Source organism: Planomonospora parontospora (genome assembly GCA_014647935.1).
Taxonomy (GTDB): domain Bacteria; phylum Actinomycetota; class Actinomycetes; order Streptosporangiales; family Streptosporangiaceae; genus Planomonospora; species Planomonospora parontospora.
Genome location: BMQD01000040.1, coordinates 1 through 17,357, shown reverse-complemented (window position 1 = coordinate 17,357; position 17,357 = coordinate 1). Strand labels below are relative to the sequence as shown.

The following is a 17,357-nucleotide window of genomic DNA, read 5'->3' as shown; positions in this document are numbered from 1 at the left end:
GGCATGACAGGAACCAGTCCGCAGGCGGGGCGCAAGGAATGGATCGCCCTGGCCGCGCTCACACTCCCGCCGTTCGTGGTCTCGATGGACATCACCGTGCTGTACTTCGCGGTCCCGTCCATGGCGGCAGACCTCAACCCCAGCAGCACGCAGCAGCTGTGGATGATCGACATCTACGGGTTCGTGCTCGCCGCGTTCCTGATCACGATGGGGAACATCGGCGACATCATCGGCCGCAGGCGCATGCTGCTGATCGGCTCGGCCGTCTTCGGCGCGGCCTCCGCCGCGGTCGCGTTCGCCGCGACCACCGAGATGCTCATCGCGGCCCGCGCGGTGCAGGGCCTAGCGGCCTCGACCCTCATGCCGTCGGCGCTGGCGCTGGTGCGCAACGTCTTCCATGACGAGAGGCAGCGCCGTTCGGCCATCGCCATCTGGTCGGTCGGCGTGGCGGCGGGCGTCAGCGTCGCCCCGATCGTCAGCGGGCTGCTGCTGAACAGCTTCTGGTGGGGTTCGATCTTCCTGATCAACATCCCGGTGATCGCCGTCCTGCTCGTCCTGATCCCCCTGCTGGTCCCGGAGTTCCGGCTGCCCCGCGTCCGGACCGAGAGGTTCGACGTGCTCAGCTCGCTGCTCTCCCTCCTCGCGGTGTTCGCCCTGGTGTGGGGCTTCAAGGAGATCACCGCGAACGGCTTCGGCGCCCTGTCCGCGGCGGGCGTGACGGCGGGCCTGGCCCTCGCCGCGGTCTTCGTGGTCAGGCAGACGCGGCTGTCGCACCCCATGATCGACACCGCGCTGTTCGCCCACCGGGGGTTCGGCCCGGCCCTGGCGCTCACCTTCACCGCCTTCTTCTGCGTGATCGGCTTCGGGCTGTTCAGCACGCAGTACCTCCTGGAGGTGCTGTCCATGGGGCCGCTGGAAGCCGGGCTGTGGTTCCTCGTCATCCCCGTCCTCACCGGCGTCTGCGCGCCGGTCGCCGCGAGCCTGGTCGGCCGGGTGCGGCCGGCCTACGTGATCGCGGCCGCGTTCCTCGTCGTCGCCGCCGGGTTCACCGCGATGTCCCAGCTGACGCTGGAGCGCGACCTGCTGCTCACCATCGGCGGGATCGCCGCCATCGGCGTCGGCGTCTCGACCGTCATCCCGCTGCTGACCGACATGGTGGTCTCGGTCTCCCCGGAGGAGCAGGCGGGCTCGGTGGCCGCGCTGCAGCGGACCTTCCAGGAGCTCGGCGGCGCCTTCGGCATCGCGCTCTTCGGCAGCGTCGGCGCCGCCGTCTACAGCCGGGAGTTCGCCGCGGGACTCTCCGCCGGGCCGGTGGCGGAGGTGCCGCCCGGCGCGTACGAGACCGTCGGCGCGGCGACCGCGGCGGCCTCCCGGCTGCCCGCGGAGGACGGCTCCACGGTGCTCGCCGTGGCCCGGGAGGCGTTCACCGGCTCCCTCAACCTCGGCGCCGCGGTGGGCATCGGCGTCGCCCTCGCCGCCGCCGTCTTCGCGATCCTCCGGCTGCGCCACATCTCCTACGCCGGTGAGAAGGAGGAGGCCGCCGTGGCGGAACCCGAGCCCGCAGGGGTGGAGGCGGAGCCCGCCCCGGTCGCCGACTGAGCCGCCGCACCACCCGCCGGGAGGCCGGGACCCCGTGAGAGCCCTCACGGGGTCCCGGCCTCCGCCGTCTCCTCCCAGCCCGCGACGTCGACCGGTTCCGGCGACGGGGACCGAACCGCGGCGGGGAGAAGCTTCGAACGCCGAACAGGTGAGGCTGGTGTGCGGCATGATGCGGCGAGCAGACTCCCTGACCGCCACCCAGGAGGCCACCATGTCACCCGTGCCCGCACCCCGCCCCAACGGGCGGCACGGCATGACCCGCAGGTTCGAAGTCGGCGGAGCCCAGGGGTACCTGATCACGTCGATGGCCGCGGACGGCACCCTCACCGAGGTGATGGTGCGGCTCGGCAAGCACGGCTCGACGCTCGCAGGGCTCGCCGACGCCCTTCACCACACGGTCAACCTCGGGCTGCGGCACGGCGCCCCGGTCGTGGAGGTCATCCAGGCGCTGCTGGACGCCGCTTACGACCCGCGCGGCATGACCAACGACCCGGAGGTCCCGACCGCGTCGTCCATCACCGACTACGTCGCGCGCCGTCTCGCCCTGGACTTCGTCCCCTACGGGGAACGGGTCCGGCTGAGCGTGCTGACACCCGCTGAGCAGACCGCGCTTACCTCACACCACGCCGCGGCCGCCGACGATGACGAGGCAACAGCACTCCGGCCGCGCGGCCGGGTGCCGGCCACCGTCTGACCCAGGACTACGACCGGCAGCTGGAGTCGCGGCCGCTGTTCGAACGGCAGGCTCGCACCGGTGACTCGGCCCTCCGGCCACGGCGGGCACCGGCGGAGACCTGCGGCCGTTACACGGCGCTGTCGGCCGGCAGGTAGACCGTGCGGGCGTTCTTGCGGGCGCGCCGGGCGGCGGGGATGCGCGTCGCGGTGTTGGCCGGCATCCGCGCCGCCGCGTCCTCCCAGGTGAAGAACTCGGCGGCGTCGAGCTCCTCGACCTGCAACCGGATCCTGTTCGGGTTGGTGAGCGTGCCGCCGTCGAACAGGAAGTTGACCATGGTCCGAGGCCGCTGCTCGAACGGCGGAGCCCAGTCGACCACCAGTAGCTCTCCCACCGGCACGGTCAGCCCGAGCTCTTCGGTGATCTCCCGGGCGACGCACTCGTGCGGGGCCTCGTCCGCCTCGACGACGCCGCCGGGGATCGCCCAGTACGGCCGGTAGTTGGGTTTGACCAGCAGCACGCGGTCGTGCTCGTCGGTCAGCAGCATGCACGCCGACGTGTAGACCGTCGGCACGCTCGCATACCACTCGGAGGGCTCAAGGTGCGGCTTGCTCATCTGATCACGCTACCTTCGGTGTCCGGTCTGCACCCAGTGAGTTCACTGATCGGCTTTCGTCACTTCAAGGAAGTCGCGGGCCTCCGGCACGCCTGATGCTTGGCCAGCGCCCTGGCCAGCGTGGCCAGACGGGCCTGGACCCGCCGGGAGCGCAGGTGCCGGGCCAGGCCTGCAGCCCGCATGCCGAGCGCGGCGGCCTGGTCGATGTGGCCGGCTTGGGCGTGCGCGGTCGCGGTCAGCGCGGTGTGCAAGGCGCGGGTGCGGGCGTTGCCCGGAGCGAGCTGCAGCGCCTGGCCAGCGTGGGTGAGGGCCTCGGCGGGCCGGTCGAGGTCGAGCAGGCAGCGCATCGCGGTCCCGGCCAGGTGGGCGGGAGTGAAGTAGCGCGCCCACGACGGGCCGGTGCCGTCGTCGCGGTCGAGAGCACGGTCGGCCCGGCGCAGCGCGGCCCGGAAGGCGGGCAGGTCACCGGCCAGCGCGCACGCGGTTGAGTCGGTGGTGTGCAGCCGCGCGGCGACCGCCGGAGCCGGGCGGCGGCCCGCGCCTTCGACGGCGGCCCGGGACAGCCGTACGGCTTCGGCAGGCAGATTCAGGAAGATCGCTTGCGTGGCGAGGTTGGCCAGCACATGCGCGCCATACGTGCGGTCCCCGGCGGCCTTGGCCAGGCGCAGCGCCTGCGTGAACGCGCGCTGCGCGGCGGCGTGGTCGGCGGCGTCGTAGGCCATGAACGCGAGTGTGCCGGTGAGTTCGGCCGCCACGGCGAACAGCTCCCGGCCGACAGCGTCGGTGTAGGAGCCGCGCAGCATGGGGGCGACGTCCCGGGAGAGGAACTCGGCCAGGAACGTGCGGGCGTGGCCGCCGCCGTGGCGCCGGTCCAGGTCGAGGAACTGGTCCTGGCAGGTGCGCAACCGCTCGACGTCGTCGGTGTCGACCCGGCGGCTGCCGGAGCGCGCCAGGTCGTGGTCGGGCGGGTCGAAGTGCCAGCGCCATCCGGCGTCGACCGCCGCAGCGGGCACGAACGGCTGCGCCGCATCGGCGGACGGCCGGCTGAGTTTCGCCCACAGCGCGGCCGAGGCGGTGACCGCGGCGTCCAGCGAGCCGGGGAACACCAGCGTCTCAGCGTCGGGCACCTGGGCCAGGCGGGCGAAGCCGAGCTCTGCGATCGGCACGGGGCGGCCGAGCCGGTGGCCCAGCACCGCGGCGATCAGCTCGGGGACCGGCTGCTCGGGGCAGCGGCCGCGCAGCCACCAGTACACCGAGGCGCCGTCGTAGCGCAGAACGAGACCGTACCTGGTGGCGCCGGCGCGGCTGACCTGGCGGGCCAAGGCGGCGTGGGAGCGGTCGTAGCCGGCTTCGGCCATCAGCGCGTGCAGCTGGTGGTTGGTGATCGGTTTGTGCACGTCGTGCCCCTTGCCGTCCGAGGGCTGGGAGGGAGTGCTCAGCCCACGGTAAGCCGGAGTTGACGGCCCGTCACGGGAATACGCAAGAACGCGCAAGCCTCGCACGAGTGGCTCAGGTCTGCGCATGCCCTCTCATCTGCTGCTTCGCCCCGGATGGGCGCACGGTGAAGACGCGGCACCGACCGGTGCCGGACCTTCCGCCCGTAGGAGTTCTGCGATGGCCATCACCGGCAGGCGCACCCCCCTGCTTCCCGTCTCGCCGGCCGCGACGCGGCTCACGGCCGGACCGGGCGCCGACGCGTTCCCGATCGCGATCCCCATCCAGCCCTGTCCGGCGGTCCCCACCGCCGTCCCGCAGCCCTTGCAGGCGAAGACCTGCAACGTCTGCGGAGGGTCGGGCACCGTCCAGGCCAGCAACGGCGGCCTGCGGACGTGCACGGCCTGCGGCGACGGCCACGACGGCGCCCCCGACCTGGGCCCGTTCGATCTCATCGTCGGCTGGTGCAGCCCGACGTCCATTCCGGCCGCATGGGTCAAGCAGGTCGTCCCCGGCGGGATCATCTCCACGCCGGTCTACGTCGCGCCGGTGGCCCGCGCGGTCGGTCACCTGCGCGCCACCGTCACCGGGCAGGGCACGCTCGCCGACCTGCAGCTCGGCGCCGCCGTCTACGTCGACATGGCCAGCGTCGTCAACGACACCCTCGGCGCGCCGCTGTTCTACGTCGACGCCCACAACGGCCAGTCCCACATCTCCGTGGCGTGGCGCGACCGCGACGACGACCCGGCCGCCGCCCTGGCCCTGCTCGATCACCCCGGCCACGTCGAGGAGTACCTTCTCGGCGGTGACGGCCCGGCCGTGGCCACCGCCTGGCGCGACGCCCGCGCCTACCTCGCCGCCCGCGACCATGCGCTCGGCGCGTCCAGCCTCACCACGTGGGGCAGCGGGGAACCCGACTGGGACGCCGGCGTCGGGTTCTCCTCCGGCCGCAACGCCGCGATGCTCACTGACAGCGGGCAACTGCGCGCCAACCAATCCGGTTCCCCGGCGCTGGCCAAGCTCCGCGACTACCTGCAGGCATGGGAGGAAGCCGGGCGCCCCAGCCTGGAACAGCTCGCGGTCACGCTCGAGCCCGGTGACAGCGGCTGGCAGGTCCGCGCGGCGCTGCCCGGGCAGTGACGTCGGCGCATCCGGCTTCGTGCGGCACGCGGAAGCGCCGCCGTGCGGGAGCACGGCGGCGCGGTGCGGGCCCCCGGCCCGTTCCCGGGGCGGGGCGGGGCGAAGGACGGGACCGGTGTCAGTACGCGGCGACGGCGGCCTCGGCGGGCCGGACGCGCATGGCCAGCCAGGTGGGCAGCCAGGTGGCGCCCAGGGTGAGCACGGTGGCGATGAGGACCACGACCAGGTAGATCCAGACCGGGCCGGAGGGCACCGGGGTGCCGCTGACCGCGATGCTGAAGGGGACCAGGCTGACCAGGGAGGCGAAGGTGCCGAGCACGATGCCGATGACCGCCACCAGCGCGGCCTCCACGCCCGTCATCTCCATCACCTGGCGCGGGGTGGCCCCGGTGAGCCGCTGCAGGCCGAACTCCCTGCGGCGCTGGGTCGTGGTCATCACCTGGGTGTTGACCACCGAGATCGCGGTGTAGACGATGATCATCCCTACCAGCAGGTAGTTCACCCACGCCTGGGTCTGCTCCTGCTCGCCGTGGGCGGCGATCAGGGCGTCCCGGCCGGAGACCTGCGCACCGAGCCCGCCGATGGCCTCGGACAGCCGGTCCAGGTCGGCGTCGGGCGTGGTGCGCACCAGGATCTGGGTGGGCAGGCCGGCCGTGGTGTGGGCGGCGAGCAGACGGGCGGGCAGCACGACGGTCTCGGCGCCCGGTCCCGCGGACAGCAGTGCGACGATCCTGAGGTCGACCCGCGAGCGGTCGCCCAGCCGCATCGTGATCGTGTCCCCCACCTTCCGGGACAGGCGCCGCGCGTGCTCGGCCGTCAGCGCCACGGTGTCGCCCCGGAGATCGGTGATCGCACCGGAGGCGACGGTCATGGCCATGGTCTGGGCCGCGCCCTCGGCGGTGGCCCCGCGCAGTTGCCAGCCGTCCTCGGGCGTGCCGGCGTCGTACGGGCTCTCGACGAAGCCGGTGCTGGTGACGAACTCCGACGCGGCGGTGACCCCGGGGACGGCACGGACGCGGTCCAGCAGTCCGGGGGCGAGACCTCCGCTCGGCGAGGTCACCACGGCGTCGGCCCGCAGGCTCTCGACGAAGGCGCGCTCGCCCGCGGCGACCTGGGTGGTCTGGACGTAGAGGTTGGCGGTGGCCACCCCGGTCGCGAGCATGATCGGAGTCACCGCGGCGGCCACCCGGACGATCCGGGTCCGCGCGTTGGTCACCGCGAGCTCGCCGGACGGCGCGGAGATCCGGCGGAACGGCCCGCTCAGCACGGCGACCATCCCCTTCGTGATGACGGGGGACAGGAGCGCCAGCGCGATGGCCCACAGCAGCACCGCGGGTCCCGCCGTGGCGGCCGCCTGCGGACCCTCCATGACCAGCATCGTCACCATGGCCAGCGCGATGCCGCCGGCGAAGCAGATCACCGCCAGCACGGGGCGGAACCAGCCGATCTTGACGGGTTCCAGGGCGGCGTCGGCGAGCGCCTCCGTCGGCTTGGCCAGCGCGGCGCGCCTGGCGGCCACCAGAGCCGCCGCGAACGAGGTGACCAGGGACACGCTCACCGCGATCAGGGCGGGGATCCAGCCCTGGTGGAACACCACCTTCTCCGGCACCATGCCGGCGCCGGCCAGCCGGTCGAACAGCCAGCCGCCGAGGTAGGGGCCGAGCACGCTGCCCAGCGCCGCGGCGAACACGGCCATCACCATCGCCTCGCCCAGCACCAGCCGGCGGACCTGGCCGGGGGTCGTGCCGATCGCGCGCAGCAGCGCCATCTCGCGCTGCCTCTGGTGGACGGAGAGCCCCAGGGTGCTGGCCACCACGAAGATCACAACGATGATCAGCAGCCCGCCGAACACCCCCGCCAGGGTGATCAGGCTCTCGCTGCCGACCGCCGACTCCAGGAACTCGGCCCTGCCGCGCTCGTCGCCGGTGAGCACCACCGCGCCCTGGCCGGCGAGCGCCGTCCGGACGCGCGCGCCGAGCTCCTCCGCGTCGACGCCCGCCGCGGCCAGGATGCCGACGGCGTCCACCTTCCCGCCGCGGCCGGTGAGGTTCTGCACGTCGGCGGAGAGGAAGAAGACGGGCGCCTCCGCGACCTCCCGGTCGCCGGGAGGTGTGACGAGGCCGCTCACCCGGTAGGTGCCGGTGGTCCCGCCGGCCGAGATCCGCACCTGGTCACCGGTTCCGACCGAGGCCTCGGCGGCCAGTCCCGCGTCGAGCACGACGTCGCCCGGCCGGGTCGGCGGCGTGCCGCTGCTGACCGTGTAGGGCGTCAGCTCCGCCGACCCCCAGCCGTGCCCGGTCGCCCGGAGGCCGTCCGCCACCGCGGCGGGGAAGGACACGTCACCGATCGCCCTGGCGACGCCGGGCACGGCCGCGATCTTGTCGGTCACGCCGGCGTCGAGCCGGACGCGCTCGGGGAGCGTGACCCACTCGGACTCCTCCTCCTCTTCCTCGTCCTCCTCGCCGCCCGCGCTCTTCGCGGCGGGTGCGGCCTGGGGGATCTCGTAGGACTGGTCGCCGGTCACCACGACCGAGGCGGCGGCCAGGCGGTCGGGCGGTATGGCGAGCCGGATGCCCGTCTCCATCAGGCCGCCGCAGGCGGAGACGACCGCGGCGCCCAGGAACATGGCCACGAAGGCGGCCATGAAGGCGCTCCCGCGGTGCCGCAGGCTGCTCAAGGCGATGCCGAGCATCAGCGCCGCCCCCCCACCGGACGCGCGTCCCAGGCGCCGAGGCGGGTCATCCGGTCCGCCACCGCCTCGGCGGTCGGGCGGTGCAGCTCGTCGGTGAGCCGGCCGTCGGCGAGGAACACGACGCGGTCGGCGTAGGACGCCGCCACCGGGTCGTGGGTGACCATGATGACGGTCTGGCCGGCCCGGGTGACGGAGTCGCGCAGCAGGTCGAGCACCTCCAGCGCGGTACGGGTGTCCAGTGCGCCCGTCGGCTCGTCAGCGAAGATCACCGCAGGCTGGGTGACCAGTGCCCGCGCGATCGCCACCCGCTGCTGCTGGCCGCCGGAGAGCTCGGCCGGCCTGTGGTGCCTGCGGTCGGCGAGCCCGACCCGCGCGATCACGTCGGAGACGAGCGCGGAGTCGGGTGTGCGGCCCGCCAGCTTCAGCGGCAGGGTGATGTTCTGCACCACGTCCAGCGAGGGCAGCAGGTTGAACGACTGGAAGATGAAGCCGACCCGCTCCCTGCGCAGCTTGGTCAGCGCGACCTCGTCGAGCCCGGTGATCTCCTCCCCGGAGAACCTGACCGATCCTGACGTGGGACGGTCAAGTCCGGCCGCACAGTGAAGGAAGGTGCTCTTGCCCGATCCGGACGGGCCCATGACGGCGGTGAGGGTGCCGCGGCCGAAGGCCGCGGTGACCCCGGCGAGCGCCGTCACGGTGCCGCTGCCCCTGCCGTAGACCTTCTGCACGCCGTCAAGACGGACGATGTCGTCGATCTCCGAGGTCATCACTGGTGTTCCCTCCGTACGTCCTGCCGCGGGCGCGCGGCCCGGCCCGAGATGTGGTCCGTGATCTCCCTCATCACCGCTGCGGCGTGGGAGCTGAGATAGAAGTGGCCGCCAGGGAACACGCGCAGGGTGAACGCGGCGTCCGTGTGCTCCCCCCAGGCCTCGGCCTCGGCCATGGTCACGTGGGGGTCGGCGTCTCCGGTGAGGGCGATGATCGGGCAGCTCAACCGGGGACCCGGCCGGTAGCGGTAGGTCTCCGCCGCCTTGTAGTCGCTGCGCACCGCCGGCAGGATCGCCTGCAGCATCTCGTCGTCGCCGAGCACCTGGGCGTCGGTGCCGCTCAGCCGCTTCAGGTCGGCGATGAGGCCGGCGTCGTCGGTCAGGTGCACCCGCTCCTCGCGGTGGCGGGACGGCGCGCGCCGCCCGGAGGCGAACAGGGCGAGCGGCACGGTGCCCTCGGCTTCGAGCCTCCTGGCGACCTCGAACGCCAGGGTGGCGCCCATGCTGTGGCCGAAGAGCGCGACAGGGCGGTCGAGCCCGGGCCGCAGTTCCCGCGTCACCAGGTCGGCCAGCTCGTCCAGGTCGTCCACGCACCGCTCGCCGCGGCGGTCCTGCCTGCCGGGGTACTGCACCGCCAGCACGTCCACCGAGGGCGACAGCGCCCTGGAGACGGGGAAGAAGAACGGGGCGGACCCGCCCGCGTGGGGGAGGCAGACCAGGAGGGCGCCGGCGTCCGGTGCGGGATGGAACCGCCTGATCCAGGGACTGGTGTCGACGTTCGTGTCTGTCATGCTCGTGCGGCATCCTCTCTGTGCCGTTCACCGCGAGTCAGCCCGGTCGGCCAGCGGCGTCGGAAAGGCATGTGGAATCGCATTCTCGGTGCTCTCCATTGAGCCATAAGGGAGGCCTCTGCCTCCAGGCGGACGACCCCCTATTCGGGTGCCGCGGACCCCTGTTCCGGCCGGTCCCGGTCACGCGCCCCGGACGGGGAGCACCGTTCTCAACGGCGAGCCGGGCCGGTCCCACCGGCGCCACTCCCGCGGGTAGCCGAGGGAGACCTCCTCGAACCGGACCCCGTCGTGCCAGGTGGTCCGCGGGATGTGCAGATGGCCGTAGACGACGGCGCGGGCGTCGTGCCGCAGGTGCCAGTCCCGGGTGAGCTCGGTGCCGCACCACTGGGCGAACTGCGGATGGCGCAGCACCCGGGTGGGCTCGGCGTTCAGCGGGAAGTGGTTGACCAGGACCGTGGGGACGCCGGGCGTGCGGGCGGCGAGGCGGCGCTCGGTCTCCTCGACCCGCGCCCGGCACCAGGCCTCCCTGCTGGGATGGGGGTCCGGATGGAGGAAGAACTCGTCCGTGCACACCACCCCCGTCTCGTGCGCCCACTCCATCGCCTCCCGCTGCGACAGCCCCGCCGGGCGGAAGCTGTAGTCGTACAGCAGGAACAGGGGGGCGACGGTCACCGGGCCGCCGGGTCCGGTCCAGACGGGATACGGGTCCTCGGGGGTGATCACGCCGATCCGCCGGCACATCTCGACCAGGTGGCGGTAGCGGGACTCACCGCGCAACTGGACCGGATCGTCGCGCAGCGTCCACAGCTCGTGGTTCCCCGGCGTCCAGACCACGGTGGAGAACCGCTCCTTGAGGAGGCGGAGCGCCCACTCGACGTCGGCGGCGAACTCGCCGACGTCCCCGGCGACCAGCAGCCAGTCGTCGTCCGAATCCGGCCGCAGTCCGTCGAGGACCTTCCGGTTCTCCTCGTGGGCGATGTGGAGGTCGCTGATCGCGAGCAGCCGGCCACCCGTTCTCTCGATAGCGGTCACACCAGCGAGCGTAGGTGCCGTGCGGCCGGGGAAGAACGCCCCCGGCCGACATCACGGGGGCGCCGGACCCGGTCAGGGGGCGCCGGTCTCCGTGTAGGGGGACGGCCCGGGGTGCGGCCGCCGCTCCCGGACGCGGTCGGTGAGCTGGACGCGCAGGCGCTGCGCGGCGGGCGGGTCGATCCGGTCGATCACCGAGAACGCCTCCGCCAGGGTGGTGCGGGCCTCCGCGGCGTCCCCCAGCGCGGCGTGCGCGTCACTGAGCATGCCGAGGGCGTGCGCCTCGTCGAGCGGGATGCTCATCGTGCCGAACAGCGAGAGCGCCTGCCGGAGGTAGCCCACGGCCTCCGCCGGGCTCTCCTCCGACAGGGCCAGCTCGCCCAGGCCCGCCAGGGTCCGCCCCTTCGCGAGCCGCTCACCGGAGGCGTTGGCCAGCATCAGCGCGTACCGCAGCGAGCTGCCCGCCTCGGCGAGGTCGCCCTGCCGCATCCGCGCGATGCCGAGGCCGTACAGGATGTAGGTCTCCCCGGTGGAGTCGCCGATCTCGCGGACGGCCTCCAGCGCCTGGCCGAAGGCCTCCACCGCCATGACGGGTTCGTCCGCCTGCAGGCAGGTGTGGCCCATCCGGTGCAGCACCTGCGCCTCGGTCCTCCTGCTCACGCCGCCCCGGACCAGGTGCAGCGCCTCGGTGAGCAGCCGCTTGGCGCCGCCGGAGTCACCGCACTCCAGCCTGACCTGCGCCAGGTTGTGCAGCACGAAGATGGGCGTGGTCTGGTCGCCGGTCCGGCGGAGGATCTCCAGGGCCTGCTCGTAGCGGGCTGCGGCGCTCTCCAGCCGGCCGCTCATCCGGTCGAGGTAGCCGACGTTGGCGATGGTCATGCCGACGCCCTGGTCGTCGCCGATCTCCTCGAACAGCCTGACCGCCGCCTCGAAGTCGCGGCGGGCGTTGTCGAACCGCTGCTCGGTGCTGGCGAGCGAGCCCATCGAGTACAGCATGGCGGCCTGGCCGCGCACGTCCCCGGCCTGGCGGGCGGTGGAGAGCGCGATCTGCTGGGTCTCCCGCCAGTCGTCCAGGTAGACCCGGGACTCGAAGAAGGTGGCCGCGCCGATGGCGAGCCCCCAGCAGATCTCGCTGAAGCCCGCCTGCGCGGCCTGCCGGATGCCGGAGACGAGGATCGGGCGCTCGCGCTCGAACCAGTCGAGCGGTGCGGCGACCAGCTGGTCCACCAGTCTCTCCGGGGGCGACCAGACGGCGGTGGTGCTGGAGATCAGCATGCGGTTGTCGTACTCGCGGCGGCGGGCCGCGTCCACCAGGGAGAGCAGGCCGCCGAGCACCCGGGCGAGCGCCGCGCTGCGCTCGGCGGCCGGTTCCTCGATGGCGAGGCGCTCCCTGGCGAACACCCGGATGAGGTCGTGGAACCGGTACTGGGTGTGCACGCCCTGCCCGGTCCCGGTGGGCTCGACCAACTGCGCGTCCGCCAGGTCGTCCAGCAGGTCCTGCGCCTCGGGCAGCGGCCGCTCCAGCAGCGCGGCGCCGACCCAGGCGGAGAACACCTGCGACTCCAGGACCGCCAGCCGCCGGAAGAGCCGCCGCGCCTCCTCGCCGACGCTCTCGTAGGTGAGCGAGATGCTCGCCCGGATGCCCATCTCGCCGTGCTTGAGCTCGTCGAGCCTGCGGGTCTCGTCCTCGAGCCGCTCGACCAGCTGCCCGATGCTCCAGTGAGGACGTGCGGAGAGTCTCGCGCCCGCGATGCGCAGGGCCAGCGGCAGCCGCCCGCAGAGCCTGGCCAGCGCCGTGGCGGCCCCCGTCTCCGACTGCACCCGGTCGGCCCCGGCGATGCGGGCGAGCAGGTCCATCGCCTGGGCGGAGTCGAAGACGTCGACGTTGACGTGGACGGCGCCGGCCAGGCCGGTGAGCCTGCTCCGGCTGGTGACGATGACGGCGGAGGCGGGGCTGCCGGGGAGCAGCGGCAGGACCTGGCCCTCGTTGCCCACGTCGTCCAGCACGATGAGCATCCGGCGGTCGGCGAGCAGGGCGCGGTACATCTCCGCGCGTTCCTCCAGGCCGTCGGGGACCGCGGTGCCGACCACCCCGAGCGCGCGCAGGAACCGTTCGAGCACCTCCATCGGGCCGACCGGGCGGGAGGCGCCGCCGTGCAGGTCGGCGAAGAGCTGGCCGTCGCGGTACTCCTCGACGACGGAGTGGGCCACGTGCACCGCGATCGTGCTCTTGCCGATCCCGGGCTTGCCGACGAGGACGATGATCGGCACGGCGAAGCTGGAGCGATCCTCGACGGAGGCCGTCAGGCGCTGCCGGATGTCGTCGATCTGCTTGGTCCGCCCGGTGAAGTCGGCGATGTCGGTGGGCAGGAGGCGGGGGACGGCGGACGGGGTCTCGGGGGTGAGCAGCACGGGCTGCACCGGCAGGTCGAGACTCGAATCGGAGGTGAGGATGGCGTGCTCCAGCTGCTGGAGCCGCTCGTTGGGCTCCAGGCCCAGTTCGTCGATCATCACCTGCCTGGCCCTGCGGTAGACCTGCAGCGCCTCGGCCTGCCGGCCCGAGCGGTACAGCGCGATCATCAGCTGGGCGCGCAGCCGCTCGCGGAGCGGATGGCGCTCGGTGAGCGCGGCGAGCTCGGCGACCACCTCGTGGTGGCGGGCGAGGTCCAGCTCGAGGTCGATGCAGTCCTCCGTGGTGGAGATCCAGTGCTCGTCGAGCCGGCTCGCGGCGGACTGGACGAACCTGCTCTCGATGCCGTCCAGCGCGGGCCCGCGCCACAGGGAGAGCGCCTCCCGGTAGTGGGTGACGGCCCCCTCGCGATCGCTCTCCTTGCGGGCGTGCCGCGCCCGCAGGACGAGGTTCTCGAAGCGGCGGGAGTCGAGCCGGTCGTCGGGGACCTGGACGGAGTAGGCCTGCGACTGCGTGGAGATCATGTCGGGGCTGCCGTGGGAGGCGAGCAGCCGCCGGAGCGTGGAGATGCAGATCTGGATCTGGGCCCGCGACGTCGTCGGCGGGTCGTCACCGTAGATCGCCTCCATGAGCCGCCCGACGGTGACGGCGCGGTTGGCGTCCAGGAGGAGTACGGCGAGCACGGTCTGCTGCCTGGTGCCCCCGAGGTCCACCCTCCGGCCGTTGAGAGTGGCCTCAAGAGGGCCCAGAATGTGAAACTCCACCCGCATTTCTCCTTGAGGAAAGCTTCCCCCGCCCGTGCGCGCAGTTCTCACTGCTCGACGGGTGGTGAAGTGCAGCGCTCATCCCGTGTGGATCTCCCCCGCCTGGTGGATGGATCACCGTGCGGGAGAGGCCGTACGCGCTTTAACAGCTTTCGCGGAGAATATTACTTGTTAGGCGCTATGTACGCCAGCACAACCCGGTTGATGTCGTGTCGGACGAGTTCAGAGGGGTTGTCAAAGGCTGACCGGCACCGGAGCGGCACCGTGAAGCGGGTGCCGCGCCTATTGGTTGCGTCGTGGAATATTGCGGTTTCACCTTCGTTCGGCCCGGTCGGACCGACCGGCCCTGCAACCGAGATCGATTACCCTCCGTGACGAGAGTTCGGGTGCGGGGCGGGGCGGGTGCGCCACCGCGGTGCGACGTCCGGGGGGAGGGCGGCGGTGGATCCTGTGGACTCCCGCCCTCCCGCCCGGGTCTGACAACTCTGAGTAATGATCGGAAAAGGGCCTTGTCATCGCGACTTCCCGTCAGCGGGTAGCCGCCGGCGAAGACGGAATTCCGTCCCCGGTGAAACCGTCACCCGGCGCACCGTTTTTTCCGAAGATTATATCCGCGGTTCCGGCGGTGTTTCATGGAATGAAATACCGGGGCGATTGAATTGCGGATCACGGCCAGGGGGAGCAGCAGTAGGCGGGGCCGGCCGGGGCCGGGGCGGAAGCAGCGGCCGCACCGCTCGCGGGAATGGTCACCACGGTGAGGAAGGCCGCGGCGGCGGCGATTCGGATGATCCGGGTGCGGACGTTCTTTTTCATCTTCGACCTCTTGTCGTCGACTCGCGCGGCCGGGGGAGCGGGCCGCCGCTGTTGTTGTCCCGAATCTAGGAAACCCCGCCATCCGCCCGGTATCCGATCGCTTCTACCGTGCCATCAGAGCAGCTCAAGGCGTCCGCACAACCGGGAGCCGCCCGTGGATAGCAGTGCGAAGCCCTCCTGATAGCGGGATCGGGCACGCTGGCCGGAGGGCCTGACCGGCGAGCCCCGTCGCCTCCGGTGACGCCTGGGAGGATCCCGGGCCTTTTCGCGAGCCGGTCCGTAGCCGCAGGCTCCGGCAGATTGGTGTTCCACTAGAGATGAGCATTACCGTGCAGGCGTTGGATGGTGTGTATGGGCGTTCGGCCGCCGGAGTGCGGGCGCGATTGGAGCAGGTCGTCGACGACGTCTGGACGGTGGTGGCCGGCGCCGAGACCGACAGCAGGGGCTGTGTCGACGACTGGAGCGGCATGGATTTCGAACGGGGTCTGTTCCGGATCGCCTTCGACAGCGACCACTACTTCGCCGGCCTCGGGCTGAGCGCCGTCTACCCGGAGATAAGCGTCATGTTCCGGATCGCGGACGCGGCGCATTCCTACCGGATCCAGGTGACGCTCTCCCCGTCCGCCTATTCGACCTATTTCGGTTCGTGCGCCTGAGGGGCCCGCGGACGGGCGGCTCCGGTACGGGGCGGCTAGGGGTGTGACCGGTCTCTCCTCCTTCCTACCGTGTGATCTATTCGCAGCGTTGAGGAGACCCGCATGCGTGTAGAGAAAGAGATCAGAGCCGTCCCGGTCCGGGTCGACGGTCTGCCGCGGGAGTCGATGCGCGACCGGGTGACGGAACTGGAGCTGCTCCGGGACAGCGTCCACGAGGGCCCCGACCGGGAGGCCACGGCCAGGCAGCACGCCAAGGGCAAGCTGACGGTGCGGGAACGGCTCGACGTGCTCCTGGACGACGGCTCGTTCGTGGAGGTCGAGGCGTTCCGCAGGCACCGCGCGACCGGCTTCGGCCTGGAACGGCGCCGCCCGCACACCGACGGCGTGGTGGCCGGGTGGGGACGCGTCCACGGGCGCGACGTGATGGTGTACGCCCACGATTTCCGGATCTTCGGCGGGGCGCTGGGCGAGGCGCACGCCGAGAAGATCCACAAGACGATGGACCTCGCCGAGGCCGCGGGCGTGCCGCTGATCAGCCTGAACGACGGGGCGGGCGCGCGGATCCAGGAAGGCGTCACGGCACTGGCCGGTTACGGCGGCATCTTCCAGCGCAACGTGCGCTCCTCCGGAGTGATCCCGCAGATCAGCGTGATGCTCGGGCCGTGCGCGGGCGGGGCGGCCTACTCGCCGGCCCTCACCGATTTCGTGTTCATGGTGCAGGACACCGCCCAGATGTTCATCACGGGTCCCGACGTCGTCAGGGCGGTGACGGGTGAGGACATCAGCCACAACGCGCTGGGCGGCGCGCAGGTGCACGGCGCCCTCTCCGGGGTGGCCGGGTTCGTCTACCCCGACGAGGTCTCGTGCCTGGAGGACGTGCGCCACCTGCTCTCCCTGCTGCCCGCCAACAACAGGGAACTGCCTCCGCGGATCGCCTCCGCGGACCCGCCCGACCGGGTCAACGACGCGCTCCTGGACCTGGTGCCCGCCGACCCCACGCAGTCCTACGACATGTCCCGGCTGATCGCGGAGATCGTGGACGACGGGGAGTTCTTCGAGTTCCACGCCGGCTGGGCGCCCAACCTCATCTGCGGGCTGGCCGCCTTCGACGGCCGGGTGACGGGAGTCGTGGCGAACCAGCCCGCCCACCTGGCAGGCGTGCTGGACATCAAGGCGTCGGAGAAGGGCGCCCGCTTCATCCAGATGTGCGACGCGTTCAACATCCCCCTGGTGAGCCTCGTCGACGTCCCGGGCTTCCTGCCGGGAGCCGACCAGGAGCACGGAGGGATCATCCGGCACGGCGCCAAGCTGCTGTACGCCTACTGCGCGGCGAGCGTCCCGCGCATCCAGGTGATCGTGCGCAAGGCGTACGGCGGCGCCTACATCGTGATGGACTCCCGGTCGATCGGCGCCGACCTCTCCTTCGCCTGGCCCACGAACGAGATCGCGGTGATGGGCGCGGAGGGGGCGGCCAACGTCGTCTTCCGCCGGGAGATCGCCGCCGCTGCCGACCCCGCCGCGCAGCGCGCCGTCCGGGTCGAGGACTACAGGAGGACCCTCATGCATCCCTACTACGCCGCGGAACGAGGACTGGTGGACGACGTCATCGATCCCCGCGCGACCAGGGCGACCCTGGTCCGCTCGCTCCGGCTGCTGGAGGCCAAGCACGTCCCCGCGCCCGAGCGCAAGCACGGAAACCCGCCGATGTGATGGACGACCGCATACTGCGCGTCGTGGCAGGAGACCCGACGCCGGAGGAACTCTCCGCACTGATCTGCGTGCTGTACCGGACGGCCGCGGGCCGGGACGGGGAGGACGCCCGCGCGCTCCCGCCCGCGCCCCGCTGGAAGCCGCACGGCTACCGGTCGCCGCGTTCCTGGACGGCGGGGAGGCGGGCGCCGTGATCCGCAGAGTCCTGATCGCCAACCGCGGTGAGATCGCCGTGCGAATCGCCCGCGCCTGCAAGGACGCCG

Annotated in this window: 15 protein-coding genes; 7 read left to right on the top strand and 8 right to left on the bottom strand. The window is 72.2% G+C overall.

All coding sequences use genetic code 11. From position 1 onward, the window contains the following. Positions 1 to 3 precede the first annotated feature (3 nt). Entirely contained in the window at positions 4 to 1,599 is a 1,596-nt protein-coding gene (locus tag IEZ07_RS32835; RefSeq protein WP_191898354.1) for an MFS transporter, read from the top strand. 166 nt (positions 1,600 to 1,765) lie between these two features. Further along, positions 1,766 to 2,293 carry a TSCPD domain-containing protein gene (locus tag IEZ07_RS32830; protein WP_191898353.1) on the top strand — a complete coding sequence of 176 codons (528 nt, stop codon included), beginning with the start codon at positions 1,766 to 1,768 and terminating at the stop codon, positions 2,291 to 2,293. A 109-nt stretch (positions 2,294 to 2,402) separates the two neighbouring features. On the opposite strand, the gene IEZ07_RS32825 is transcribed toward IEZ07_RS32830, so the two are convergent. After that, the gene (locus tag IEZ07_RS32825) at positions 2,403 to 2,888 is read right to left on the bottom strand and encodes an NUDIX domain-containing protein (RefSeq protein WP_191898352.1); all 486 of its coding nucleotides are present in this window, start codon (positions 2,886 to 2,888) and stop codon (positions 2,403 to 2,405) included. Positions 2,889 to 2,947: 59 nt separating this feature from the next. After that, a complete protein-coding gene (locus IEZ07_RS32820) occupies positions 2,948 to 4,285 on the bottom strand; it encodes an NsdA family TPR-like regulatory protein (protein ID WP_191898351.1) in 1,338 nt (445 codons plus the stop codon). Positions 4,286 to 4,502: 217 nt separating this feature from the next. Here IEZ07_RS32820 and IEZ07_RS32815 point away from each other — a divergent pair, with 217 nt between their 5' ends. Further along, positions 4,503 to 5,462, top strand: coding sequence for a hypothetical protein (locus tag IEZ07_RS32815; RefSeq protein ID WP_191898350.1), 960 nt, complete (start codon positions 4,503 to 4,505; stop codon positions 5,460 to 5,462). A 118-nt stretch (positions 5,463 to 5,580) separates the two neighbouring features. On the opposite strand, the gene IEZ07_RS32810 is transcribed toward IEZ07_RS32815, so the two are convergent. The 6 genes from IEZ07_RS32810 to IEZ07_RS32785 form a co-directional block, all read right to left on the bottom strand. After that, the gene (locus IEZ07_RS32810) at positions 5,581 to 8,154 is read right to left on the bottom strand and encodes an ABC transporter permease (protein WP_191898349.1); all 2,574 of its coding nucleotides are present in this window, start codon (positions 8,152 to 8,154) and stop codon (positions 5,581 to 5,583) included. Then, on the bottom strand, positions 8,154 to 8,921 hold the full coding sequence (locus tag IEZ07_RS32805; protein ID WP_191898348.1) for an ABC transporter ATP-binding protein: 768 nt from the start codon (positions 8,919 to 8,921) through the stop codon (positions 8,154 to 8,156). Before IEZ07_RS32805 ends, IEZ07_RS32810 begins: the two co-directional genes overlap by 1 nt. Next, complete coding sequence (locus IEZ07_RS32800) at positions 8,921 to 9,712, bottom strand: thioesterase II family protein (protein WP_068904229.1); 792 nt, start codon at positions 9,710 to 9,712, stop codon at positions 8,921 to 8,923. Before IEZ07_RS32800 ends, IEZ07_RS32805 begins: the two co-directional genes overlap by 1 nt. 180 nt (positions 9,713 to 9,892) lie before the next feature. Then, positions 9,893 to 10,744, bottom strand: a complete 852-nt coding sequence (locus tag IEZ07_RS32795) for a metallophosphoesterase family protein (protein WP_239321184.1) — start codon at positions 10,742 to 10,744, stop codon at positions 9,893 to 9,895. A gap of 72 nt (positions 10,745 to 10,816) precedes the next feature. After that, positions 10,817 to 13,915 carry an AfsR/SARP family transcriptional regulator gene (locus IEZ07_RS32790; RefSeq protein WP_191898347.1) on the bottom strand — a complete coding sequence of 1,033 codons (3,099 nt, stop codon included), beginning with the start codon at positions 13,913 to 13,915 and terminating at the stop codon, positions 10,817 to 10,819. A 666-nt stretch (positions 13,916 to 14,581) separates the two neighbouring features. Then, entirely contained in the window at positions 14,582 to 14,728 is a 147-nt protein-coding gene (locus tag IEZ07_RS32785) for a hypothetical protein (protein WP_157237516.1), read from the bottom strand. Positions 14,729 to 15,045: 317 nt separating this feature from the next. Here IEZ07_RS32785 and IEZ07_RS32780 point away from each other — a divergent pair, with 317 nt between their 5' ends. The 4 genes from IEZ07_RS32780 to IEZ07_RS36405 form a co-directional block, all read left to right on the top strand. Beyond that, positions 15,046 to 15,384, top strand: coding sequence for a hydroxyisourate hydrolase (locus tag IEZ07_RS32780; protein ID WP_068904228.1), 339 nt, complete (start codon positions 15,046 to 15,048; stop codon positions 15,382 to 15,384). 165 nt (positions 15,385 to 15,549) lie between these two features. Next, on the top strand, positions 15,550 to 17,094 hold the full coding sequence (locus IEZ07_RS32775; protein WP_068904259.1) for an acyl-CoA carboxylase subunit beta: 1,545 nt from the start codon (positions 15,550 to 15,552) through the stop codon (positions 17,092 to 17,094). Positions 17,095 to 17,117: 23 nt separating this feature from the next. Continuing rightward, a complete protein-coding gene (locus IEZ07_RS32770) occupies positions 17,118 to 17,288 on the top strand; it encodes an acyl-CoA carboxylase epsilon subunit (RefSeq protein WP_191898346.1) in 171 nt (56 codons plus the stop codon). Further along, positions 17,288 to 17,357: biotin carboxylase N-terminal domain-containing protein (locus IEZ07_RS36405; protein WP_373293969.1), on the top strand; the 70-nt coding region annotated here is incomplete at its 3' end. The genes IEZ07_RS32770 and IEZ07_RS36405, both read left to right, overlap by 1 nt.